This is a genomic window from Ruegeria sp. CE9 (assembly GCF_056537425.1).
The window spans coordinates 405691-428679 of the sequence record NZ_JBQFRO010000002.1 but is presented as its reverse complement, the minus strand read 5'-3'; the positions used below and the strand labels follow the sequence as shown (position 1 = coordinate 428679).

Here is a 22989-nt window from a genome sequence, read left to right as displayed (position 1 = left end):
GCCAAAGCATCAAGGCTTGTATCGTGCGTGGTCGAAGTCCATATACATAAGGCTTACGTTTTTCTTTTTCGACCTGCTGTCTCCCCAATTCGGCGTTCAGTCTTTCGATTCAGACCGACCGCGCCGAGTCGCCGCAATGATGCGGGCGGCAAGTATTAGGAGACCTCCACCATGGCAAATGGCACAGTAAAATGGTTCAACTCGACCAAAGGATTTGGCTTTATCGAGCCTGAAGATGGCAAGCGCGACGTATTCGTGCATATCTCGGCACTTGAACGTTCCGGCATCAGTGAATTGAAGGATGGCCAGAAGGTTACCTTCGACATTGAAGCGGGCCGTGACGGACGCGACAACGCTGCCAATCTGGCACTCGCCTGACCTTTTTCGGGCACCCTTTCTGGGAGCCCGTTTGCACACTGGGCTACTATAAGCTGTTGGAGAACAAGTAAGTTACAACCAAAAGACTGGGCGCGGGCGCTCGCGCAATACCGTGTGCCCGATGCGAAGCGCAGTATTTATGAAGTTGCGATCACCGTTGTCCCCTTATTCGCGCTATGGGCTCTAGCGTGGATGGCTTTATCTTTTAGTGTCTGGATCGCAATATTACTGGCCGTCCTGAATGCCGCATTTCTGGTCCGTATCTTCATCATTATGCATGATTGTGGTCATGGATCTTTCTTTAGAAACCGCGACGCCTGCAATTGGACCGGCCGGGTTCTAGGTGTTCTTGCCCTGACACCCTATGACGTTTGGCGGCAAAGCCATGCGATTCACCACGCCTCAACCGGTAACCTTGATCGGCGTGGTATGGGTGACATCCCTACATTGACCACTGAAGAATCCCTGAAGCGGAATTGGTTCGGGCGTGCCGCGTATCGTCTGACCCGGATTCCCATCTTCCTATTCGGTGTTGCGCCGATCTATACGTTCTTTCTTCAATACCGTTTACCTCTTGGTTTCATGCGATCAGGCTGGCTGTACTGGGCAAGTGCGATGGGAACAAACGCCGCAATTGCGGGGTTATTGGCTCTGGCTTTTTGGGCCGGAGGCTTTGAGGTGTTGGCGTATGTTTTCCTGCCAACCATGATTGTCGCCGCGTCGATTGGTATTTGGCTTTTCTACATTCAACACCAGTTTGAACACACGACCTGGGATCGGGAAGAGAGCTGGAATCTTCAGAACGCCGCATTCTATGGAAGTTCTCATTATGCCCTACCAGGCATCCTGCGTTGGTTCTCTGCCAATATCGGCGTACACCATGTTCACCACCTTGCCAGCCGCATACCGTTTTATCGGCTAAACGAGGTTTTGCGTGACCATTCTGAGTTGGAAAATTGCCAGCGTATTACTCTATATGAGAGCTTTCATTGTGCACGATTGCATCTTTGGGATGAAAAAAGTCAACGTCTGCTAACATTTTCCGAGGCTTTGTCGAATGCCAATTCCAATAGGTATTTAGTGTAGTCTGGCGCGAACCAGATAGGCTTCGACCGTATCACCGCCCAAGGCGCGAATGGCCTCTAATCGGTGAAGGCCTTCAATTAGCACGAACCTCTTGTTGTCCGAGCGTATCTGGATCGGGGTCTTCTGGCCGTTCTTCAGGATATCTTCGGCCAGCGTCAGAACTTTTTGTTGATCAAGCGTTTTCGCCCGTTTCACAGGTACATAGATCAGGTCGAGCGGATATGGTCTTTTCTCCAACATAAGCTAAGTGAGCAACCTCTCGTGCATTTGTTCCGGTTCGAAGTTCGCTACAAAAGCTGGGGCTGGAACGTATGTCATAGAACCGAACGAACAGCGTCGCGAAGTTCCTGATGCATGATCCAGGTTGCTGGCTCATCTTCACTTTCGATGTGAGAAAATGCCAGGACCTGCGCGGATCCATCATTGTGTGCCGATCCGGCTTCAGGAAGTTCGAGCTCCAGATATTCCGCAATCAATAGTCCGATTTTCTTGAATACTTTGATGGCGGCCTCGCGCGATTTGTAACCGGCCGCCTGAGATAAGTGACCAATGGTCAGACCTTCCTTACCAGCGATTGTAAGTGCTTTGAGCATTGTGACTTGCGCAGGGGTGAGCCTGATCTGGCGCAATGCCTCGGTATATTCTCTTTCACTGGGAACGAGGGTGCCAGAGTTTCCCTCCAAACGGCGTTGACCGCTACGTTTCCTGTCTCGTTCTTCGAGAATTTCTTTTAACGCTTCAATGGCCAATGCTGGTGTTTCACCAACTGCATCGGCAATCATTGTCTGCGTTTTGGCTGGTGGCTTGGGAAACGCGCGCGCAACGCTGTTCCCGCTCAGAATGCCAGCCTTAATCAAGTACTTTCCAAATTCTTCCTCAATCACACCAGATACGTCAGCGTTTCGCGCCTTACGAACACTGCGATCCTGAAATGCTCTTTGGTCCTGACCACGAGCTGACATCTTTGAGTCCGGAAGGGTCACTTGAGGGGCATTTTTACGCATCAGAGAAACACCACCACAATTATCGCTGCAACGCACACTGCTGACGCAATAGATATCTTAATCCCATAGGACCGGCGACGCACCTTTTCGGCTTTGAGACTTTTGCCTAGATTTTCGTCAATCGAGTTATGGTTCACGGCTTAGTCCTTCCGGATTTGTCAGGCGGTATTGATTTCCACCAACCTATTGTCGCGGCACATTTTCGGCGCACTTGTCATTCTGTCTCGTGAACGGCCGATTACATTCCCAACCGTCACCTCTTCGATTTAAGTGAGCGTTGAAAGGGACAAAGATCGCAACACACCTGTCCTGGTTCGCGCGAAAACCACGCTCACACTTCCATCCAGAATATGTGTCAGACGCGAGGTATGCGTGATCGGGAACGATCACAAAGTCACAGCCACCTTCCGTCGCTTTGAACCCTCTCAGACACACCCAGCCATCAGCGCTTCGCCTGTCAGATAAGCGCCCGTTCTCGGGAACTTCTATTGTAACGCACTCCCGGCCCTCTTTGCGAAAACCCCAGTGGCAATGTGCTTCCTGAGCACCAAATCGTGTTTCGACGAACCCGTTTTCAGGCACAAACACTTCTTCACATCTATCCTCGACACGTTGGAACAAGCGATTGCACTTCCATCGATCTCCGGTCGATGCAAGATAGGCATTCTCAGGAACATAGATTTCATCGCAAAACTCCCCAACTTGCTTGAATCCATGATTGCATTCCCAGTCACTGCCATAGGAACTGCCCGTCAAATACGCGTTTTCGGGTATGTCAGTTCTTTGACACGATCCATTCTTGTTTTCAAAACCTTCGTCACAAACTAATCCGTCGGTATTACCTGCGGTTTGAGCAGGAAGCTGCGTTCCTGAGAGCAACACCAAAAGTGTCGGGATCAAACAAAGAATGCGGCGCGTAAACACGATGAAAGACTGATTGAAACGGAGCCTGAGACCTGATCTATCGGTCATTAGGCACGCAATTTATGAGCCATGTGCTCTTCATACGGCGCCTTCTTTCATGGGTCACGCAATGACTGATGCATGTCAGGTGACAATTGCGAATGCTTGCGAGGAACGAGCTCATAGCGAAGACCCCAGCGAAACCCGTTCCTATGCTGGGGCACATGCTACAATTAGTCTGAAGGCCATTGGATCATCGAAGCCGGCAGCATCGCGGCGACGAGTAAATCTTCCCAATACACTCTTGTCGTTCTTAGTTTATGAAGAGTCAATGACGCATCCTCGTCACGAAGCGTGTGCTACGGAGATGGTTATTTTTGAGATCGGTGAATGACTAGGTGGCTTTGAGAACAGCTGAAAGGAAAAATTCAGCGTGATACCACCTTTGAAACGGAGCTATCGGCGAATTGGCAGAAACTGAGTTCTGTGATGCGCAGTGCAGCTTCACAAACGCATAGCGTTAAAAGTCTGCTTCAATGGCCAATTTCGGGCATTAAGGCACAATCGTGAGATAGGAATTCTAGGCACATTTATACGGCAGTGTGATCGGCCGATTGCCAAAGTAAATTTGCGTTCTGTTCCTGGCCAGACAATGACACCAATCGTGTCCGTGGCCGGCAGGCAGAACGAAGCGATCTGCACGGGTATCGTTCAAATCTGTTCCCGAAGACGAGCAGCTGTTTCTTTTGGATGAGCATCCAGCAGCGCGAGAAGCTTGAACGCTGGCCCTCCGGGGCGGCGGGTGCCTTTCTCCCACAATTCGTAACCGAGCTCGCTCATCCCGATAAGGTTGGCCATTTCCGCCACGGTCAAACCAGCCTTTTCGCGGACCTCAAGCGGTGTAGCGACGAGTTCGGAATTGTTGTCGGAATGGGTGCCTTGCGCCGGATCAAAGGGTACAAGGCTGGGATCCGGTCCTGTCATCATCTACTCCTAGTATTGTCATTTGTGTCATGGCCTCAGGTCATGCCTGAAGTTCGCATTTGCGCAGATGTCAAAGTCTGGCGCGCAGGCGTTTTTCGACTGTGCTCAATCTGCGTGTCGTCTGTGCGATATCCGTTCGGAGGGTCCGGATTTCATCAAGGATGCCCTGAATATCCTCCGATCCGGAAGTGGTATCGGTCGGTTCAAGCACACCTTCTCCTTCACCGATCAGAAGCCAAACCAGCGAGACACCAAGAATGCCGGACATCATCTGCGCCTTGTTTGCACGCGGCTCAGTACGATCCTCTTCCCATCCTTGCACGGTCTTCAGTTTGACGCCCAGGCGACTAGCGAGTTTCTTTTGCGAATATCCTACAGCTTCGCGCGCGGCGACGATCCGGTCGCCCAGAGTTGCCGCTTCATCACCGTAGTATGAGGTGTCGTTTGGTATCGTTGTGGCTACGTTCATTCTGCTCTCTCACTTTGGTTGAAAATGTCGTGGCGCGGTCAGGCCGCGAGTTCATTACGATCCTCAAGACAGATCGTCACAAGGTTGCTGTTTGCATGGCGGCGATATTGGGTCAGTGCCTGCGTGATGAAGGGTTGGCTGTCCATCCGAGAACGCTGCCACCGTGCAAACCGACGGAACAAAGCCCAGGTGCGCTCGTCGTTGGACGCAATCACAGTCTGAACACGGATTACATCGGCGCAGACGTCCCGACGCATCACCTGACCCAGCATTAGCGACGCAAGGCCCTTGTCCGTCTCACCCTCTGAAACGCCGACCTGCCAGATAAACAGGGTTTCCGGGTCATATGGCAGAACATAAGCCAGCATCGCGCCGACCGGGTCTCCATCCAGTTCCGCAATGATTGAGAATTCTTTGAAGTCATCAAACGCTGCCAGTTCGCCCAGCAAACCACCTATAGCTTCCTGATCCCCCGTTCTGGCCAGCGAAGACACCGCAGCGCCGTCTTCCGGCAATGGGGGACGCAAAACCGGAATGGGTTGTTCGAACAACTCCAAAGAATGCTGCATGTACCGCTCCATCAATAAACTTTGATCGGCTAAGTACCACAGGAAAGACAAAACTTCAAAAGACGAAGCTATCTCTTGCAGAAGCGTCATAATTCTACCTCTACTAGTGATATTTTAATTAGTAGACCTAATTATTTCACTTTCCGTTAACGCTTGAGCACTCAATGCAATTTTGACAATCTCACTCCAATCGAACGCGGAGTAGATACATGGATCGTATCGACAGCAGCCTTGTCGCCCTGCGCCGAATCCTGCGCGCCACCGAGATGTCCGGCCGTGAACTGGCGCAATCCGCCGGGCTGACCGCGGTCCAGCTTCGTGTGCTGCAAGTGATTGGCGAGACCGGGCAAACCACGGCAAAGGCGATTTCAATGCGCATGCATGTCAGCCAGGCCACTGTAACAGCGCTGGTGGACAAGCTGGTTTCGGGCGGCATGGTTGTGCGCGAGAAATCCATGACCGACCGACGGCAGACCAATATCCTGATCACGGATCGAGGGCGCAAAACCCTTGAGGACGCCCCTGATCCACTGCAACAGCTCTATGTGCAGCGGTTCAAGCAAATGGAGGACTGGGAGCAGGCAATGCTTGTTGCCGCGCTCGAAAGGGTCGCAACGATGCTGGACGCCGAGGACCTTCAGGCTGGCGCGATCCTGACAACCGGCGATTTGAACAAGACGGAGTAATGTGCCGGAAAGACCGACCTCTTCGCGTGTCTTTTTGTTAAGGCTTTCATCAAGAAAGGATTTGGCGGCACGAACGGAATCGTCGTCAACTTGGTCGTTCTTTCATTACCACATATTCATTGCGCTAGCGGCCAATCCTTACCTTTAGAACGACAGTTGCGCTTTGGGCGGCGAGCAGTAAATGAAACCCTTAGCAGGCATCGCCTAGCCAGTCCCCATGGGTAATGCAGCGTGTCTTTCGTCAACCTTGTCTACCTGGTCGGATCATCCCGGTAACGCCTAGGATCTGATATTGCCGTCTAAGCCGGTCGCGGCATGGATTTGCTGCGAGCCCCGAAGCATCTATGTTCAATAGAAAGCTCTCAACCTGGGCTTTGGGGCAATTTAGGTTGACAATTCATCTGTGAAATCGCCGGATTTCTTGGGCAACAATCTTGGAGGTGGTGAACGCTCGCCGCTCCGGTCTGCGGCCAACACCGAACTAGGAGATTCGCAATTTCTATCGACAGTTTTGCGGACACTGCGATTGGAAGACACCTGGCCGACGCTGCACGTCGTTGCCGCATGGTTTTCTTCACTGGATTACCAGCGTCTGGAAAGTCATTCCTGTTGCGCCAGCAGATATCCATTTCAGTCTCATTGAGACGTCGCGTGCATATCATGCGTTGGGATTCAGGGCTCGCGGCTTTTCAGACCGAAGACATACTCGCAAGGTATCCAGATGTTTCGGATGGAACTCATCCGTTGATCCGAAAGGCAGCCGGGCTGTGGGGTCGGAGAGCCCTGGCGCGATGGCTGGCAGAGAATACCGATCCCACAGACATGATTGTCGGTGAAGTCCCTATCATCGGAAACAGGTTTTCCGAGTTCATCCAGGCGCAGTCGGATCAGGTTGAACCAACCTTAGCATCCGAGGAAACCACATTCATCTATCCCGTTCCTACAAAGAGCTTGCGTGCCAATCTCGAAGCCTTCCGAAGGTCTACGTTTGCGAACCCAAAGCATCCTGATGAGACCAGAGATGCGCCTCCATCGACAATGGAACTGGCTTGGCGTTTGACGTGTGCCAAGGCCGCAGAATTGGGTTTGATCTCTGAAGCGGACAGTCATTCTCCGTACGAAGAGATGATTTATGTGCGGTTTTTTGAGCACCTACTGCAATACCGAAGCGCCATCAGAATTGGGGTCGATACGATTTATTCAAATGCCGGGTCAGCCCATGATCTAGGGGCGAGTATTTTGGAACTTATTGCAAGCCCGGATGAAGTACGGTGTGTAATCGCAGAGGTAGAGGCTGCTTTTACAGTCGAGGAAGCTACCCGAGACGTTGAAAACTGGTATCGGGTATAGCCTCGTGTAAAAGTTCGCTCTTTGGCGTCTTGGAAACTGCAAAGTCTAATTGTGAATGTCCGCTTCGGGCTGCTAGCGGTCCAATGCATCCGCAGCGCTCAAGCGGCGCAGCAATGACCGCAAGGGGCTCAAAACTGCTAGCCTGGGCGTACGACTGCATTGATCCTGTGCACAGTCTCAACGGGATTGTGCGCACAGCCAAATGGGATTCAGGTGCTCGGTATGTTGGGATTTTGCAAAGTGTTAGTATTGACTGTCTGTCCCACCTCGATCGCCTTCGCATCCAATCCTAACTCCCTGATCAAAAAACCATTGTCACCCCACTTTTGGATGTAGCGCAAGTAGCCTTTGCCTTCGGTATCCATAAACAGACAACGGATGTCTCCGTATTCGCCCCAAACACCTGCAATAGCGATCAACGGGACACCTTTTGGCAAGCGACGCACTTTCTCGAAGTCACGATAGTCGATCCCGAGCTCGAGAGCTTGGTGAAAACTCATGGTGAAGCGTTCGTGTGAAAACAACATTGTTTTCCCTTCAATTTATAGATGAAAGCCATAGTTACGGTCTTGCTCAAGGCGCTGCTCGTTCAGATCTCGTTCAGCTGTTTTTCGGCGGTTCTCGCTAGCTTCAAACTGGTCTGCAAGTTCTCTTCCAGCGTGGTGTAGTTCTGTTCTTCGGTCAGCAATTCGGCCAATGTAGCTACGGACTTGAGATGTGATTTCATCAGCAGCTCGATGCACTGCGTTAAGCCATTTAGCCTGGCCTCGATCCCGGTCATCGATCGTTCTTCCAAATTGCGCAATTCCTTGGCGGAGGTCTCGCAAGCCGTCACCAACCGCTCGACGCACGCGAGCAAATCTCGCTCCAAGGCTGTCAGAGGTTGATCCATCTAGTTCGGCTCCACTCTGATGCATGAAACCAATCGGCTCGCCACCGAACAGGTGCGCATGCTTGAAGTCTCTGGCGGCAGGATCAAATACGTCGCTTGCTCGTGAAGCACCGTCTGAATACCCAACCTCTCTAAATGCGTCGTGGTCGCAATCGTTGAGAGTTTCCAACTCCACAGAAAGGTCAGCCCTAATGTTGATAAGATCAGTACCAGACAGACAGTCGCCATCGCCCAGGGTGAAATCCGTAGCAATCGTTTGATCGTGTCGATGTGACTCTGCCAGGTCGTCCCGCTCCAATCCAGAAACATGCGGGTATCTGCTTCGATTGTATTCCGCGCGTGTGTCACACACCCTTGAATATCGTTCCTGAAGTTCTGCAATTGAGTTTCCATCAAGGCAACGTGTTCCTTGCGGATCTCGTCCAGGTCCGCGTTCAATTTCTCGCTCAGCCGAGTCGGCTTGCCAGTCGTCACGGAATATTTCTCCTTTCAATCGCCAGCGTTCGTGGGTCTCGGGGTCTTTGGCGGTGATGTAATTCTTGCTGGCGCGGGGGATGTCGAAACCAACATCCGTCAAGGTATCGATCATGCTGGCGCGGTCAGTGATGGCGCCGATGCTGATCTGGTCGAGGATCCAACGGTGCAGATCTTCGCGGCCTTGCGCGCGTGTCGGGGTCTCCAGGGCCGCCTGCACTTCTTGCGCCCGCTCTAGCTCCATCGGATCGGCCCAGCCGTGCGTCTTGTTCATCAGGTCACGCAGGCTGTCGTAGGCTGTCTGATAGCCTGGAGGCGCGATGTTGAGGCTCTTGCCTGTAGTCAGCTCCAATCGTGGCGTGCAGAAGTGCAGTTCGAACCGGTCCTCGTGGCTGTGACGGACCCAAAGCATGTCGTATTGCTCGCCGTCCAGCCCGGCAAAAGCCAGCTGCTCGAAGGCGTCCATGACCTCGGCCTGCTGCGCCTCGTTGGGGGCGTCTTCGGCTGCAAAGCTGATCACGCCCGCACGGTAAGTCCACTGGTGGCGGCTGGCGTCGATCAGCGCCTCGGTGCGGCTTGGGTCGCCGCGCAGCACCTCGGGCAAGGGATCGCGCACCACGGTCAGGGGGTGGCCATCGGCATCGCGGATCAGGTCGCGATTGCCGTCATAGGCCAGCACGCGCTCGGCCACGAGGTAGCCGACCGGTCCCGCGCCCGCGCCCTTGCCGTTAGGGAAGAACTTGATCAGCACTGTCGCGCCTCTTCGAGGAGCTGGGCAAGTTGGCGTTCGATCACCAGCAGGCGGCGCGCGACGGTCAGGCTGTCGAGGTCGGTGCGACCCACCAGCATGGCGCGGTTCAGCCATCTCGCGATCTGGTTGAGGTTGCCACCGATGCGCCCGACCGCCAGCACCAGGGCCGGATCGACGCGCGGCACGGGCTTGCGGCGGCGCGCCTCGGTCAGGCCAAGCGCCTCGCGCAGGAGCGTCGCGGTGGGCAGGCCAGCGGCCTCTGCCTTGGCGCGGAGCTCGGCTTTCTCAGCCGCCGTGCAACGGAAGACGAAGGTCTCTGTCAACGGCTCCTTTGCGCGGGCTTTTCCCGCGCCGGTGGGGTTCGAAGGGGAGGCTTGCCGCCCCTCGCAAGGTCCCGTGGCATCCGCGCCAGCGTATGACATGGGTCGCCTTGCTGTTTGCTCAGACCGCATGGCGGTACTCCGTGTTTTCTGACGTCTCGCGGATCAAATCTCTGAGCAATTGGAGCTGGTTCTGCCACTCAGCGCTGCCCAACAGCGCCGGTGTTCTCGCTGGAAGCCAGAAGCCCAGGTGATGTTCATGCGGTGACAGGGGAAGGCTGCGTTCCAGCGTGGTCATGCCTTCCCTGGCCAGCCTCTCGTTCCAGTCCCGGACAAAGCAGATGCCCCTCGGGACGAAGACTAGGTGCTGGCCATCCGGGGCTCGTTTTGAGCGTGTTCCGCTGGATTGCCCTTCATCGGGCAAATCCGGCGCGGACACGCGCCCTCGTTCTTTTCTAAGTTCTTGTTCTCTGTTCGGGGGGCGATCCTGTCCCCCTTTCCCGGGCAGGTCTGTCCCGCTTTGTGGACAGGATTGTCGCCCTTTGGCGCCGCTAAGCGGGACAACCTTGTCCCCCTCCCGGCGGCGATCCGTGGCTCGTTTCAGAGCCGCTTCGGTCGGGCGATAACGCGACGCGTTCCCCTTGTTGGTCCCGCGCTCGATGGTCATGTAGCCCGCCGCCTCGACTTTGTTCAGCGCTCGCTTGACCGACTTGGCGTGCTTGCCGATTGCCGCGCCGATGGTCTCGAAAGACGGGCGGCTCTCGCCGGTCTCATGATCGGCATGTGCCAGTGCCAGATAGAGCGCCACGCGAAGGCCGTTGTCGTCCAGTTCGTGGTCGGTGACCATCTCCAGCAGGTATTGCAGCTTGATCTTGCAGAAGGGCAGTAGCTCAGACATCCGCCCCTCCCGCGATTGCGATCACGCCCGCGATCTGGTATCCATTCTGTGCAAACTTTTCGATTTGGCCGTTGACGCGGGTGCCAGCCCAGTCAGCGGCCTTTCGGTTTATGGGGCCCCTGAAACGGTTCGCCAGAGGCCTGAAAAGCCCAATCAAATCAAGGGGTGGGATTTTCCGGTTCGCCAGCGCAAGCCTTTGATTTCCCTCACCCCACACAGTCCTGCACGGCTCACCACTTTTTTAAATAAAATCAAAGATATAGATGGGTAGCTTTGCCCAGATGTTTCTGTCGACTGCATTGCCGGAAGCAATACGGAAGCACTAGGATCGTGGAAAATAGCGTTGCGACTGAGTCACAGGTCTAAGGTTAAAGAGATCGCGTGGTAGCGGCCTTGTAGAGTTCAGTGAAAGACTTACCAAAGCACCATTTTTTAGGGATGGATTGACCCTGTATTCAATCTGATGTTGCCGTAACTGATTTTATTGATCGTGCTCGTAGGTCCATTCTCGCACTGGCGGACACTTTGGATCCCGAAGAAATTCCTTGGTCCCGACTAGTAGCAGTCTTGTAGTGCTGGTGGATAAAAGGTTCTTTAACCATGTGATGAAATACAATTGGTATGCGGTAATATCTCGCAAAGAACACATGTATGCGGTTACGGATGTCAAGGGTCAACGCGTCTTGCTGCAACGACTAGTGTTGTCATTGGCGCATCCAGAAAAATCAACGGCTAACTTCAAACAAGTATCATTCGAAAACAAGCTCAGTTTTGACTGTCGGGTGTCGAATTTAACCGATCAAATTGGACCAGTCAGATGAGGCTGCTCAGCCTGCGTGGAGCACAAACGGTCACTCTCGAACTGGAGGGCGAGTGGACAGTGCAAGCCGGACAATGTCGAGTCGGGATTTACATGCAAGCTTTGCAGATGAAGACTTGATCTGTTCGCGCGTCGTATTAATGCTTGTTGAACGGATTTTAGCTATTTCTTCGGTTTTTGTCCCCTGGATTATATATTTGCAGACGTCTAGTTCGGCGGGGCTCAGAAGATCAAATGCTTCAAGACCGGAGGCGTTGAGGCGACGGTGGTCTTCAGGGTCTATCACTACCAAAAGCGCCAGAGTTGCTCGGTCCACCTCGCCTTCCCGGATTGGAGCAGCCTTCGCGACGAGAGGCAATTTGCCTGATCGTCGATTAAGTGTAGTAATGAGCTCTTCTGCCCTTGCGCGCACGTTGAGGGCAGACTTCAAAATCGTGCGCAATGCAAAGGGCTCACCTGGCAGAACAGAAGCTGCGATACCGCCGTGGTCGGTAAGTGCATCTCGTTCGGCTGTTGTCTCTTTGAAGGTGCGATTGGCCACCAGAATACGGCCATCAGCTCTGCATAGCGCTACGGCGAAGTCGAGCGTGTCAAAGGCGTCCAAGAGCGCAGTATAACTTCGGGTAAGCCCTCGAAGAACTCGACCGGCCTCAAGCGAGTTTGCGAGAATTGGAATTAGTTCGTTCATGCTATCCCGCGTTCTCACGGGAATGTCCGCCCCGAATTGCGCCATGTGGACTGCTCCAACATCCGCCCAAGGACCGATATCGTTCATTTTTGCCACGTTGCGGCTTTTCGATTGTCCCGCAGCCAATACACGGTCCCGAAAGGGATTTTCGGGTAAGAACTGGTCATGATCGAGGTCGTATAACTCATATTCAGAATAGAATTCACCCGACGGTTTCCGAGCGAAACGCGAATATCCTTCAATTTCTTCTCTTGGGACAAGCGCCGGTGTTTTGGTGGCCTCAATAACGTTCCGGCCACGAATGGAAAACTCCGAAGAACTGTGAAATATCTGGCTTCCAAATTTTTCGAAATCATACTCAAAAATCATGAAAGCGGTCGCGCCAAGATATGATACCACTTGATCACAGACCTCAGGCCACAGGTCAGGTCGATAAGAGGCTTCGACGATACGTACGATCAGTTCCGAAAATTTTTTATCCATTATTCACACCTACAAGGTGCAAACTATGAAATTTCACTTGCAGATTGGTCAACTTAAATTTTGGAGTTCAGTGTTTAAGTACTGAAGGTCTCAACACTAAAGAGGAACAAAATGCTTCAGGCTGATAAGCACCAATTACTTTAGCAAAACTCTGATTCTTCGCGATTGACAGAAACTGGCTAAGACCTGTCGAATGCAATGTCAGCACGCCCGTAACCCTGCTTTGTAGAACTAGGCTCGCGCCACATCTGACTAAACTGATGTTATGGCGCAGCGCCCTTAGCGCGCTGACAGTTGGCCTGCCGCCCCCCCATTTATAGCGGGCTGATTATGACGGGCTTTTGTGGTAAAATGCACAGGCCTCCCGGTTCGGGAGAAGGGGAAGAACCCACCGTCTCACAAATGATTGAGAGTGAAGGTGGTGAGGGGCTGGATGAGGGGGTCTTAGCCAGCCCCTCTCTTGAGGGGGTATCCGGTGTGGTAGTGTTGTTCCGTTAAACCCAATCTATCCTGTGACCATCTTGTCTGAAATTGGGGGATTCCCGTAGACCCCTTTTTTTCTCAAACACAATTCAAACACGCTGCACCAATACCAAGTAGATGCGGCGCGTCGTGATGGGATTAGTGATTTCTATGAGGGGCTGTTCGATGTCGATGCCATCACCGCCTAAACCTAAATCCTTCGGATTCCAGTGGTCTCTCATTTCCTCTGAAAGCTTAACTATGTGTTTGGCAGTGAAAACATCGGTTATTTTCCACTCGGGGCTAGATCGGCGTCCCAAATAGGCGATGTAGGCTGCAATCTCAGCGAATGGTTATTGATGTGTCAATTTGCGGGCCTTCTTGTTTTCCCGCTCAGCAAATGGGCGAGGTGATATAAGGAGCCTTTAGGAGGCGGAAACCGACTGCCACTGTCCTGTGAGGCTGTGCTCGATAATGATGGTAGAAATGGTGACAAGGCTAAGCCGGGGTTATTAGCCGCGGCTTAGGGGTAAGCTGCCCAGCACATAGACGGATATGGCGTCATAATGACGGAAATGACGTATGAATCGTCAGGGTGCACGCTGTGATGTGAACAAGCGAAGTCTCATAATTCATTAAAACAACGGACGGAGGCACGTTTTGAGCTGGAATATTTGCGTAGTCGGTGCAGGTAAGATCGGTCAGATGATCGCGACGCTGCTGAAAACATCGGCACATTATTCAGTAACAGTGGCTGATCACGATCTATCGGCGCTCGCTGTGTTCAAACAACGAGGCATCACGACTCGACAAATTGATGCGCGTAATAATTCCAATTTAGAACAGGGCCTTAGAGGGTTTGATGCAGTGATCTCTGCCGCTCCATTCTTTCTAACACCAACAATTGCAAGCGCGGCCAAGGTTGTGGGGGCGCATTATTTTGATCTCACGGAAGATGTGGCTGCGACCAACGCAGTGCGTGAGCTGTCGCAAAACAGCGACACAGCTTTCATGCCGCAATGTGGCCTGGCGCCCGGGTTTGTCGGGATTGCAGGTGCTGCGCTGGCAGCGGAATTCGATGAGATTGACAGCCTGCATATGCGGGTCGGAGCGTTACCGCTCTATCCGACGAATGCGCTGAAATACAATCTGACTTGGTCCACGGACGGGTTGATCAATGAATACTGCAACCCCTGCGATGCGATTGTGAACGGCGAAAGAACCAAGACTGCACCGCTCGAAGACTATGAGTTGATCGGCCATGATGGGGTGGAATACGAGTGTTTCAATACCTCGGGTGGGCTTGGTACGTTGCCCGAAACGCTCGAAGGTAAGGCGCGGGCCGTGTCATATCGCTCGATCCGGTATCCAGGGCATCGCGACATACTGCGCCTATTGCTGAATGATCTGGGGCTGGAGCGCCGCCGGGATCTGCTGAAAGAGATCTTCGAAACCGCCCTGCCACGCACTGATCAGGATGTGGTTCTGGTCTATTGCACCGCCAAGGGGATGGTCGGTGGAACGCTGCGCGAGAAATCCCTGATCAACAAATCCTTTGCCCGCACCATCGATGGGCAGGTCTGGAGCGCGATTCAGATCACCACCGCAGCAGGTGTGCTGGGTGTGGTTGATCTGATGCGCACGGGTGTTCTGCCGTCACGTGGTTTTATCCGGCAAGAGCAGGTGAAACTTGACGATTTCCTGAACACCGAATTCGGCCGGCTCTATCGCGCCGGCGATGTAACCGAACAAAACAAGGCGGCCTGAGATATGAAAGACGTTGTGATGACTGCTGATGCAATTCTTGCGAAATTGGACCTGACGACCGCGGAACTGACAGGTGGGTCACTGCGGGTGACTTCGCCAATTGATGGGAGCGTTCTGGCCGAGGTGCAAGAGACACCGATGGCCGAGATGGAGGCGATCTTTGCCCGTTCGAAAGCGGCGTTCAAGGCATGGCGCGTTGTACCTGCGCCACGCCGGGGCGAGTTGATCCGACTGCTGGGCGAAGAACTGCGTGCCGCCAAAGAAGACCTTGGCGCGCTTGTCAGTTGGGAGGCGGGCAAGATTACGTCCGAAGGTCTGGGCGAAGTGCAGGAGATGATTGATATCTGTGACTTTGCCGTGGGCCTGTCACGGCAGCTGTATGGCCTGACGATAGCATCCGAACGCCCCGGTCACCGGATGATGGAAACATGGCACCCGGCGGGGCCCGTGGGTGTGATCTCGGCTTTCAATTTCCCTGTGGCGGTGTGGTCGTGGAACGCGGCGCTGGCGCTGGTCTGCGGTGATCCGGTGATTTGGAAGCCGTCCGAAAAAACACCGCTTACTGCGATGGCCTGCCAGAAGATATTCGAGCGAGCACTCGCCAAATTCGGGGATGCACCCGAAGGTTTGTTGCATACCCTGATCGGAGGTGCCGCATTGGGTGAGGCACTGGTTGCAAGCGAGGATGTGCCGGTGATCTCCGCCACCGGGTCCACTCGGATGGGACGCGCGGTCGCGCCGGTTGTGGCGCAGCGCTTCGGCAAGTGCATTCTGGAGCTTGGGGGCAATAACGCAATGATCGTCGGTCCTTCGGCGGATCTGGAAATGGCTGTGCGTGCAATCGTGTTCTCGGCGGTTGGAACGGCCGGGCAGCGCTGTACCACCCTGCGCCGTTTGATCGTGCATAACTCGATCCGAGAGGAACTGGTGGCACGGCTCAAGAAAGCCTATGCAGGCCTGCCGATCGGTGACCCGCTGTCTGAGGGGACGTTGATTGGACCGCTGGTGGATGAAGCTTCGGGTGCCGCCATGACCGCAGCGCTGGAGGCCGCAAAGGCCGAGGGCGGCACCGTGTTCGGCGGCAACCGCGTGACCGCAGATGTACCCGCTGGTGTCTATATGGAACCGGCTATCGTCGAAATGCCGGGCCAGACTGCGACGGTAAAAACCGAAACTTTTGCACCGATCCTATATGTCATGGGGTATGACGATTTTGCTGAGGCGGTTGAGATCCAGAACGACGTACCGCAAGGCCTGTCATCCTGTGTCTTTACATTGAACATGCGCGAGGCCGAGCAATTCCTGACTGCAGCAGGCTCGGACTGCGGGATTGCCAATGTGAACATTGGTCCCTCAGGCGCCGAGATCGGTGGGGCATTCGGCGGTGAAAAGGAAACTGGCGGCGGACGTGAAAGTGGTTCGGACGCGTGGAAATCCTATATGCGGCGTCAAACCAATACGGTGAACTATTCGGCTGAGCTACCGCTGGCGCAAGGCGTCAAGTTCGATATCTAAGGTACCAGACCCGGCGGTGCCGATACGCATCGCCGGGTCCTAGTCGGCAAACAAGTAATCCAGTTTCAGTATCGCCCTGGCTTGATCGGCACCGATTCCCAAGAACTCAGAAATAACCGTTTCGTTCTCTGAAACCTCTGCGGTTTCGCGTAGATGAAACAGACCATCATTCTGAGTGTTTCGGATCAGTTCAGATTCGTAAGCCAGCGCGTTGCGTAGGGTGGGCAACAAGCGTGCAAGCGAGGCGTCCGAGCTGTTCTGCCCAGCCAAGCCAACCCGTTGCGCATGGCCGGTCAGATAATCGTCGGAATATGTGCACTCGATCTCCAAAACATGTGTGCGGGCCTGATCAGCGCAGAAATCCTGAATGACGTCCAGATTTGCCGGATCAACACACAGCACCAGTTTGTCGCTTTGAAAATGATCAAACAGCATCCGAACAACCGCCCTCCGGTGGCGAGATCGCTTTGTCAGAGTCGTTTGAATCCCACCCAAATCGGGCAAAGCCGTATCCGCTTCATCAAATAGGTATTCTATGCAAGGCAAGTTGGTCTCGGACGCGATCTGATCGACCAAACGCTTGGCGACATGCCATTTCTTGCACACGATCAGAAATAGCTCGCGATCTGGTCCCAAAGTATTTCCGGCTTCCCAAAAACGTTGTGTAAAACGTCGCCCGACTCGTCCGCGGGTGGTCAGAAAATGATAGAGATTGCGCCCTTCGTCAGAGATGTGAAACGTGATCCCTTCACTTGCGTAGAGCTGACCCAATCGATCCTTCAGCTCATGCGCTTCGGGGCTGATCTTACGAGCGAATAGGTAACTCTGGCCCAACAGCATATCATAGTGATCATTGTAGAAAGTAACTGGCATGCCGTAGTCGGAAAACATCAGGAATGTCAGCGTACGATTTTCGATCTCTTGCTTTGGGATCAGATGGCGGACAAGGGTTTGAAAGAACGTCTCGTCCGGAATCCACGTGGTGGAGAAGAAGCGGGCCACATCGCGCCGTTGGCGCAGGAACTCAAGGATCATCTCGACCGTGCGCCGACGCAAGCACCACCATTGGCTACCGATCATAACCTGTAGGTCCGCCGGAATCTCGCGGGTCAGGCCAAATCGTTTTTGCATCTCATAAGCGGAATAGAACAGGCGTGGCTGATTGCGTTCGTTGAAGAAGTGGCGATAAACCAGCCGGTCTTCTTTCATACCGGTCTTGATCCAATTGCTCTCGAAGAAATCATGGCTCTCGATGAAATCCATATCGTTCTCATCGAGAAATTCGTGCACGTATTCGGCGGTTTTGATTGCCATGCAATCGCCGGACAGCATGTAAAAGTGGGTGACCCTTGGAAACTGATCCACTGCTGCTTGCAGCGCGTGAAGCGTGGCCTGAACCAGAGACCATTCACCCCATCCGCATTTGATCCGTTTCTTCGCAAATGCAACGTTTGGGTTGTCTTTTAGGGAATCGCGTATGCGCGCGTAGTCGGCGTCACTTGCGCGCGCATCGAAGTGTATTGCCATGCAATCACCCGCAGCCGTCAGCTGGCCGGCCTGAGCGATGATCGCGTCAGGGTCTTTGTGACATAGCAAGATATAGGCAATCGTTGCCATTTGTGTTTCGGAATTCCCGGTTTTTGCTGTTCGCAATCGTGATACTTAGGATGAGCGATTGAATAAACAGAATAATTTTGGTTCTTTGAGCCAATATTACCCGAGTATCGTACTGATATCCGGCCAAGGAGGCGCAGCAGATGGGTTTTCCCGGTACATGGATGACCGAAAGTCAAAGCATGGTCTATCGTGTCGTGCCAAAATGCGCCTGTTCGACGATTGGCCAGATCATGTATTTTTCCGATCATGGCAGGTTCTTTGATGGCGATATCCACGATGCCCAGGACGGGATGCACAAATGGGCCTTCGGCTCCAGCCAGGACCCGATAGCCAGAAACGTGAGGTCACACGAATCTTACACATTCACCTGCGTGCGCAATCCGTACACGCGCATCCTCAGTTCCTTCTTTGACAAAATCTGTGGCATCCAGCGCAACGGCAAACGCTATCGCGGCAATCTAGTGCCGACGCTGATCTACAACTACGGGATCGAAGTCGGAGGCGAGGACGGTAAGGGTGAGTTTGATCAGATCGCCAGCTTCCGCCGGTTCCTGCTATTTGCCCGGGATACGATCCGTTGGCGGCGTCCGATGGACCCTGATATTCACTGGTCGGCCATGTCGGGCCATGTCTCGACCCTGATTTCCAATGGCGGCAGGTACGATCGGATTTTCTGGACTGAGAAATTCAATGACGGCATGCAGGGGGTGCTGGAGCATCTGGAAACGGCGCATCCTGTAAATCTTGCCGAAATCCCGCGCTTTAATGAATCCGAAGGCCATGGCCCCAAACGGGCGCATCCGGTCGAGGATTATTTCGACGATCTGTCGATGCATCTGGTTTATGAAATCTACAAACAGGATTTCGAACTGTTCAAATACGATTTCGAAAATCCCGCGAACAAGATGCCGACGGGTGAGATCGATTTAGACGAGATTCACGCAAAACTCGGTGACTGACGCCAACGCAGAGGCTCCCGCCCATCGTCAATATCTCTGACAAGATCTCTCCTCTGGTTGGGCCCGGCACCGCGCAACGCGCGGCGCCGGGCCCAAAATCCGCGAAGGGTATCGGCGTAGCCGAAGCCATGAAGCGGGTGCGGGAGTTCTCCGCGTCCGCTGGAATTACACCTGACGGACCGCACCTTTTGCGGCACTGGTTGTCAGCTTGGCATAAGCTTTGAGCGCGGTAGACACTTTGCGCTTGCGCGGTGCAGCTGGCTGCCAGCCTTTTTCATCCTGCTCTTCACGTCGCGCTGCGAGTTCCTCGTCAGAGACAGCCAGATGGATGGTCCGATTGGGGATGTCGATTTCGATCGTATCACCGGTATTCACCAATCCGATCTCACCGCCTTCGGCCGCTTCCGGCGAGACGTGACCGATCGACAGGCCCGAGGTGCCGCCCGAGAACCGTCCGTCGGTTAGCAGGGCGCAGGCTTTACCCAGACCTTTGGATTTCAGGTAAGACGTCGGGTAGAGCATTTCTTGCATACCCGGGCCTCCGCGAGGTCCCTCATAGCGGATCACTACCACATCGCCTTCTTTCACTTTGCCCGTCAGGATGTCATTCACCGCCTGATCCTGGCTTTCGCAAACATAGGCCGAGCCGGTAAATTTCAGGATATTCTCATCAACCCCGGCAGTTTTCACGATACAGCCATCGCGTGCGATGTTGCCAAACAGAACAGCCAGACCGCCATCTTGGCTAAATGCGTGCTCTTTCGAGCGGATCACGCCGCCTTCGCGGTCTGTGTCCAGCTCTTTGTAGCGGTTCGACTGGCTGAATGCTTGCGTCGTCCGGACACCACCGGGGGCGGCTTTGAACAGATCCTGCGCCTGTGGGTTGTTGGCGACCTTGATGTCCCAATTAGCAATCGCTTCGCCCATCGAGGCCGAATGCACGGTCGAGCAGTGGTTATGCAACAGGCCCGCTCGGCTGAGTTCACCGAGGATTGAGAAGATGCCGCCAGCGCGGTGGACGTCTTCCATATGTACATTCTCAGTGTTCGGCGCGACCTTGCAGAGGCAGGGCACCTGTCGGCTGAGACGGTCCATGTCAGACATGGTGAAATGCACCTCACCCTCGTGCGCGATAGCCAGTAAGTGCAGAACGGTGTTGGTCGAACCGCCCATAGCGATGTCGAGGCTCATGGCATTCTCAAAGGCGTCGAAGGTCGCAATCTCGCGCGGCAAGAAGCCTTTTTCGTCCAAATCATAGTGCCGCTTGGTGATTTCGACGATGCGGCGACCGGCTTCAAGGAACAGCTCTTTGCGGTCCGCATGTGTGGCCAGCGTGGACCCGTTGCCGGGCAGCGCCAGTCCCAATGCCTCGGCCAGACAGTTCATCGAGTTTGCCGTGAACATGCCGGAACACGACCCACAGGTGGGGCAGGCATTCTCTTCGATGTGCTGAACCTGCTCGTCGGTGAAGCGATCATCAGCGGCGGCAACCATTGCGTCCACAAGGTCGATCTTCTTGGCGTCCAGATCGGCGATATCGATCTTACCCGCTTCCATTGGTCCGCCAGAGACAAAGATAGCCGGAATGTTCAGGCGCATCGCGGCCATCAGCATACCCGGAGTGATCTTGTCGCAGTTCGAGATACAAACCATGGCGTCCGCACAGTGCGCGTTGACCATGTATTCGACCGAATCCGCGATGACCTCTCGCGAGGGCAGGGAATACAGCATCCCGTCATGGCCCATTGCGATGCCGTCATCCACGGCGATGGTGTTGAACTCTTTGGCAACGCCACCCGCTTTTTCGACCTCACGCGCGACCATCTGGCCCAGATCCTTTAGATGGACGTGGCCGGGCACAAATTGGGTGAACGAATTCACGATGGCGATGATCGGCTTGCCGAAATCATCATCACTCATTCCGGTGGCGCGCCACAGGCCGCGGGCACCGGCCATATTGCGGCCATGGGTGGATGTTCTGGATCGGTACAGTGGCATGATGCTGTTTCCCTATTGCCCAAGCTGAGATATTGGGTGTGTACGTTATAGCGCACGTAGCATATGTACGTTATAACGCACAAGGCAAATCGCAAGGCACGGCTATGGAATCGGACGAAGTAACGCTGAAATTAAGGGATGTGCGCGCGGCTTCGGGGTTAAGCCTGTCGAAAGTCGCCGAAATGACCGGGGTCAGCAAAGCGATGCTAGGTCAGATCGAGCGCGGAGAATCAAGCCCGACGATTGCGACGCTCTGGAAGATTGCCAAGGGGTTTCAAATGCCGCTCAGCGCGTTGATCGGCACTGCCGCGGGGCGTGATCCGTCTGCCGAGGTGTTTCAGACGGTGACATTTCCCGGCAGTATCTCGGTCAAGATTGTGTTTCCGTTTGATCCGGCCCTTGGGGCAGAGACCTTTCACGTCACGCTGAAACCGGATCAAAGCCATAGCTCTCCGGCCCATGCGCCTGGTGTCACCGAAGAGGTCTTTGTTTTGAACGGCCCCCTTCAGGTCCAGCGGGACGGAGAGTGGCTGACGTTGCAAAATGGGCAGGGCTTGCGCTTTGCCGCTGATCTGCCGCATGGCTACCGCGCGGGCCCCGAGGGGGCTGTGTTTCTGAACATGCACCACTATGGGCAACAGGCGGCGGGTTAATCATGACAACATTTCTGAACTCATTGACCGTTGCAGATGCAATCGGGTCATTTGGTGCCTTTTTGGTTGTCTCAGCCTATTTTGCGACCCAGATGCGCCTCATGAACTCTGAAGATCTGGCTTTTCCTGTGGTGAACCTGATCGGATCGGTTCTGATCGTGTTTTCGCTGATGCATAACTTCAATCTGGCATCCATGCTGATCGAAGGGTTTTGGATCATTATCAGCGTGGTCGGGATCATCCAGCATTTCAGGTTGCGCCGCGCAGGGTAACGCGGCGCAGGATGTTTAGGCTGCGCGAAGAAGGCGCGGAGTGAACAGACCAAACTTGTCCAGCCCTTTTATGGACTTTGCCGCGGCAATAACGGCCAGATCAGCCAAAGGTTCGATCAAGATAACCATCATGTATGCAGCACCAAAGCTGGCCACGGCGGTCATGTTTTCAGCACCAAAGCCTTGGCCGTAGAACGCCCAGAATGCCACCCAAAGGACAACGCCACCCTGATAGGCTGTCGAAAGCGCCAATGCTTGTGAGTATCTGAGGTCAACATATGCCGTATTCGGCGCAATGATTCGGCTTGCCAGCGCCTGCAAGGCAAACAGGGGCACCAGCAAGGTTGTCATGTTCATTCCGAACTGGGGCAGATCGAACGGCGCAAGGAAGAACCCCTGTACAAACAAGCCCAGGATCAGCCCGATCGCGGCCGGGGCGGCACCAAACAAAAGGAACAGGGTCGAGCCCAGAATGAAGTGAACTTCTGACACCCCGACCGGAAAGTGCGGTAGAATTTCGAAGAACGTAAACACAAGGCCGGTGGTCAGGGCAGACCGTACTGCAAGGCTTGCGATACCGCTATTTTTAACGCTCTCCCGTGCCAGCTTGAGACTATAAAGACCTGCGCCAGCTGCGGTAGCATAGCTCAGGACAAGTTTGGCGCCGTGTACGACGCCCGGTTCGATATGCATAGTTTGTTCTCCTTACCGTCACACCCGACGGCAGAAACGTGTTGATAATGGGCAAGGCCCGGTTTGTGCATGGCAGGTCTCCTGACTCGCGGATTGGGATCGATCCCGGCCTTCCCAACCGATCCTGTCGGTCAGTGGCCCTGATGGGGCGATACTCCGCTTACAGTTGCGGGGGCAGTTCCGGAATTGACTGAGAACGTCGCACCGGATTCCCTTTTCATCCCGCCGGGATAAACCCTTTGGGAACCATACCGCGCAGAATTCTACCGCAGAATGCTCGGTGTCAAGTACGCCGCGC

General features: G+C 54.2%; 22 protein-coding genes and 1 riboswitch. Of the genes, 9 read left to right on the top strand and 13 right to left on the bottom strand.

All coding sequences use genetic code 11. The features are described 5' to 3' along the window. The first annotated feature begins 171 nt into the window (after positions 1–171). Both ACR0B3_RS06735 and ACR0B3_RS06730 read left to right on the top strand, forming a co-directional pair. Entirely contained in the window at positions 172–378 is a 207-nt protein-coding gene (locus ACR0B3_RS06735; RefSeq protein WP_010443199.1) for a cold-shock protein, read from the top strand. A 114-nt stretch (positions 379–492) separates the two neighbouring features. Next, complete coding sequence (locus ACR0B3_RS06730; protein ID WP_480808384.1) at positions 493–1464, top strand: fatty acid desaturase; 972 nt, start codon at positions 493–495, stop codon at positions 1462–1464. Here the strand turns inward: ACR0B3_RS06730 and ACR0B3_RS06725 are convergent. The 5 genes from ACR0B3_RS06725 to ACR0B3_RS06705 form a co-directional block, all read right to left on the bottom strand. Next, entirely contained in the window at positions 1456–1704 is a 249-nt protein-coding gene (locus ACR0B3_RS06725) for a ParB N-terminal domain-containing protein (RefSeq protein ID WP_039524390.1), read from the bottom strand. The genes ACR0B3_RS06730 and ACR0B3_RS06725 overlap by 9 nt on opposite strands. Positions 1705–1778: 74 nt before the next feature. Then, positions 1779–2468: a hypothetical protein gene (locus ACR0B3_RS06720; protein ID WP_170403725.1), complete on the bottom strand. Its 690-nt coding sequence runs from the start codon at positions 2466–2468 to the stop codon at positions 1779–1781. A 1614-nt stretch (positions 2469–4082) separates the two neighbouring features. Further along, positions 4083–4355, bottom strand: coding sequence for a helix-turn-helix domain-containing protein (locus tag ACR0B3_RS06715; protein ID WP_480808383.1), 273 nt, complete (start codon positions 4353–4355; stop codon positions 4083–4085). Between the two features lie 70 nt (positions 4356–4425). Further along, positions 4426–4824 carry a helix-turn-helix domain-containing protein gene (locus ACR0B3_RS06710; protein WP_480610368.1) on the bottom strand — a complete coding sequence of 133 codons (399 nt, stop codon included), beginning with the start codon at positions 4822–4824 and terminating at the stop codon, positions 4426–4428. Positions 4825–4862: 38 nt separating this feature from the next. Next, a complete protein-coding gene (locus ACR0B3_RS06705; RefSeq protein WP_480808382.1) occupies positions 4863–5393 on the bottom strand; it encodes a GNAT family N-acetyltransferase in 531 nt (176 codons plus the stop codon). A 209-nt stretch (positions 5394–5602) separates the two neighbouring features. Between ACR0B3_RS06705 and ACR0B3_RS06700 the strand changes: the two genes are divergently transcribed. Continuing rightward, a complete protein-coding gene (locus ACR0B3_RS06700; RefSeq protein ID WP_480808381.1) occupies positions 5603–6079 on the top strand; it encodes a MarR family winged helix-turn-helix transcriptional regulator in 477 nt (158 codons plus the stop codon). A gap of 660 nt (positions 6080–6739) precedes the next feature. Continuing rightward, entirely contained in the window at positions 6740–7429 is a 690-nt protein-coding gene (locus ACR0B3_RS06695) for a hypothetical protein (RefSeq protein ID WP_480808380.1), read from the top strand. 209 nt (positions 7430–7638) lie between these two features. On the opposite strand, the gene ACR0B3_RS06690 is transcribed toward ACR0B3_RS06695, so the two are convergent. The 5 genes from ACR0B3_RS06690 to ACR0B3_RS06670 all read right to left on the bottom strand — a co-directional run bounded on the left by ACR0B3_RS06690 (position 7639) and on the right by ACR0B3_RS06670 (position 12755). Beyond that, positions 7639–7956 carry a hypothetical protein gene (locus ACR0B3_RS06690; RefSeq protein WP_480691725.1) on the bottom strand — a complete coding sequence of 106 codons (318 nt, stop codon included), beginning with the start codon at positions 7954–7956 and terminating at the stop codon, positions 7639–7641. Between the two features lie 15 nt (positions 7957–7971). After that, positions 7972–9546 (bottom strand): relaxase family protein, encoded by a 1575-nt coding sequence (locus tag ACR0B3_RS06685; protein ID WP_480808379.1) that lies wholly within the window; start codon positions 9544–9546, stop codon positions 7972–7974. Next, positions 9540–9869 carry a plasmid mobilization protein gene (locus ACR0B3_RS06680; protein WP_480808378.1) on the bottom strand — a complete coding sequence of 110 codons (330 nt, stop codon included), beginning with the start codon at positions 9867–9869 and terminating at the stop codon, positions 9540–9542. Before ACR0B3_RS06680 ends, ACR0B3_RS06685 begins: the two co-directional genes overlap by 7 nt. 118 nt (positions 9870–9987) lie before the next feature. Then, complete coding sequence (locus ACR0B3_RS06675) at positions 9988–10764, bottom strand: helix-turn-helix domain-containing protein (RefSeq protein WP_480808377.1); 777 nt, start codon at positions 10762–10764, stop codon at positions 9988–9990. An 851-nt stretch (positions 10765–11615) separates the two neighbouring features. Beyond that, on the bottom strand, positions 11616–12755 hold the full coding sequence (locus tag ACR0B3_RS06670) for a helix-turn-helix transcriptional regulator (protein WP_480808376.1): 1140 nt from the start codon (positions 12753–12755) through the stop codon (positions 11616–11618). Positions 12756–13877: 1122 nt separating this feature from the next. Here ACR0B3_RS06670 and ACR0B3_RS06665 point away from each other — a divergent pair. Both ACR0B3_RS06665 and amaB read left to right on the top strand, forming a co-directional pair. After that, positions 13878–14984 carry a saccharopine dehydrogenase family protein gene (locus tag ACR0B3_RS06665; protein ID WP_480808375.1) on the top strand — a complete coding sequence of 369 codons (1107 nt, stop codon included), beginning with the start codon at positions 13878–13880 and terminating at the stop codon, positions 14982–14984. 3 nt (positions 14985–14987) lie between these two features. After that, positions 14988–16499, top strand: coding sequence for an L-piperidine-6-carboxylate dehydrogenase (amaB, locus tag ACR0B3_RS06660; protein WP_480808374.1), 1512 nt, complete (start codon positions 14988–14990; stop codon positions 16497–16499). A 39-nt stretch (positions 16500–16538) separates the two neighbouring features. Here amaB and ACR0B3_RS06655 read toward each other — a convergent pair whose 3' ends face one another. Then, positions 16539–18116: a DUF5928 domain-containing protein gene (locus tag ACR0B3_RS06655; protein ID WP_480808373.1), complete on the bottom strand. Its 1578-nt coding sequence runs from the start codon at positions 18114–18116 to the stop codon at positions 16539–16541. A 140-nt stretch (positions 18117–18256) separates the two neighbouring features. On the opposite strand from ACR0B3_RS06655, the gene ACR0B3_RS06650 reads away from it, so the two are divergent. After that, the gene (locus ACR0B3_RS06650) at positions 18257–19075 is read left to right on the top strand and encodes a sulfotransferase family protein (RefSeq protein WP_170725388.1); all 819 of its coding nucleotides are present in this window, start codon (positions 18257–18259) and stop codon (positions 19073–19075) included. A 165-nt stretch (positions 19076–19240) separates the two neighbouring features. Here the strand turns inward: ACR0B3_RS06650 and ilvD are convergent, their stop codons facing one another. Next, complete coding sequence (gene ilvD / locus ACR0B3_RS06645) at positions 19241–21073, bottom strand: dihydroxy-acid dehydratase (RefSeq protein ID WP_480808372.1); 1833 nt, start codon at positions 21071–21073, stop codon at positions 19241–19243. A gap of 104 nt (positions 21074–21177) precedes the next feature. Here ilvD and ACR0B3_RS06640 point away from each other — a divergent pair, with 104 nt between their 5' ends. After that, a complete protein-coding gene (locus ACR0B3_RS06640; RefSeq protein WP_480808371.1) occupies positions 21178–21726 on the top strand; it encodes a helix-turn-helix domain-containing protein in 549 nt (182 codons plus the stop codon). A gap of 2 nt (positions 21727–21728) precedes the next feature. After that, positions 21729–21998: a CBU_0592 family membrane protein gene (locus tag ACR0B3_RS06635; protein ID WP_480808370.1), complete on the top strand. Its 270-nt coding sequence runs from the start codon at positions 21729–21731 to the stop codon at positions 21996–21998. Positions 21999–22013: 15 nt separating this feature from the next. Here ACR0B3_RS06635 and ACR0B3_RS06630 read toward each other — a convergent pair whose 3' ends face one another. After that, on the bottom strand, positions 22014–22691 hold the full coding sequence (locus ACR0B3_RS06630; protein WP_480808369.1) for an energy-coupling factor ABC transporter permease: 678 nt from the start codon (positions 22689–22691) through the stop codon (positions 22014–22016). Between the two features lie 54 nt (positions 22692–22745). After that, positions 22746–22957, bottom strand: a riboswitch (cobalamin riboswitch). Positions 22958–22989: the final 32 nt, after the last annotated feature.

Coding starts and splice junctions, on each gene's coding strand:
- ACR0B3_RS06630 (WP_480808369.1), bottom strand. CDS start 22,691: ATGCATATCGAACCGGGCGTCGTACACGGCGCCAAACTTGTCCTGAGC.
- amaB (WP_480808374.1), top strand. CDS start 14,988: ATGAAAGACGTTGTGATGACTGCTGATGCAATTCTTGCGAAATTGGAC.
- ACR0B3_RS06670 (WP_480808376.1), bottom strand. CDS start 12,755: ATGGATAAAAAATTTTCGGAACTGATCGTACGTATCGTCGAAGCCTCT.
- ACR0B3_RS06640 (WP_480808371.1), top strand. CDS start 21,178: ATGGAATCGGACGAAGTAACGCTGAAATTAAGGGATGTGCGCGCGGCT.
- ACR0B3_RS06650 (WP_170725388.1), top strand. CDS start 18,257: ATGGGTTTTCCCGGTACATGGATGACCGAAAGTCAAAGCATGGTCTAT.
- ACR0B3_RS06635 (WP_480808370.1), top strand. CDS start 21,729: ATGACAACATTTCTGAACTCATTGACCGTTGCAGATGCAATCGGGTCA.
- ACR0B3_RS06675 (WP_480808377.1), bottom strand. CDS start 10,764: ATGTCTGAGCTACTGCCCTTCTGCAAGATCAAGCTGCAATACCTGCTG.
- ACR0B3_RS06705 (WP_480808382.1), bottom strand. CDS start 5,393: ATGCAGCATTCTTTGGAGTTGTTCGAACAACCCATTCCGGTTTTGCGT.
- ACR0B3_RS06715 (WP_480808383.1), bottom strand. CDS start 4,355: ATGACAGGACCGGATCCCAGCCTTGTACCCTTTGATCCGGCGCAAGGC.
- ACR0B3_RS06710 (WP_480610368.1), bottom strand. CDS start 4,824: ATGAACGTAGCCACAACGATACCAAACGACACCTCATACTACGGTGAT.
- ACR0B3_RS06700 (WP_480808381.1), top strand. CDS start 5,603: ATGGATCGTATCGACAGCAGCCTTGTCGCCCTGCGCCGAATCCTGCGC.
- ACR0B3_RS06655 (WP_480808373.1), bottom strand. CDS start 18,116: ATGGCAACGATTGCCTATATCTTGCTATGTCACAAAGACCCTGACGCG.
- ACR0B3_RS06690 (WP_480691725.1), bottom strand. CDS start 7,956: ATGTTGTTTTCACACGAACGCTTCACCATGAGTTTTCACCAAGCTCTC.
- ACR0B3_RS06735 (WP_010443199.1), top strand. CDS start 172: ATGGCAAATGGCACAGTAAAATGGTTCAACTCGACCAAAGGATTTGGC.
- ACR0B3_RS06725 (WP_039524390.1), bottom strand. CDS start 1,704: ATGTTGGAGAAAAGACCATATCCGCTCGACCTGATCTATGTACCTGTG.
- ACR0B3_RS06720 (WP_170403725.1), bottom strand. CDS start 2,468: ATGCGTAAAAATGCCCCTCAAGTGACCCTTCCGGACTCAAAGATGTCA.
- ACR0B3_RS06695 (WP_480808380.1), top strand. CDS start 6,740: ATGCGTTGGGATTCAGGGCTCGCGGCTTTTCAGACCGAAGACATACTC.
- ilvD (WP_480808372.1), bottom strand. CDS start 21,073: ATGCCACTGTACCGATCCAGAACATCCACCCATGGCCGCAATATGGCC.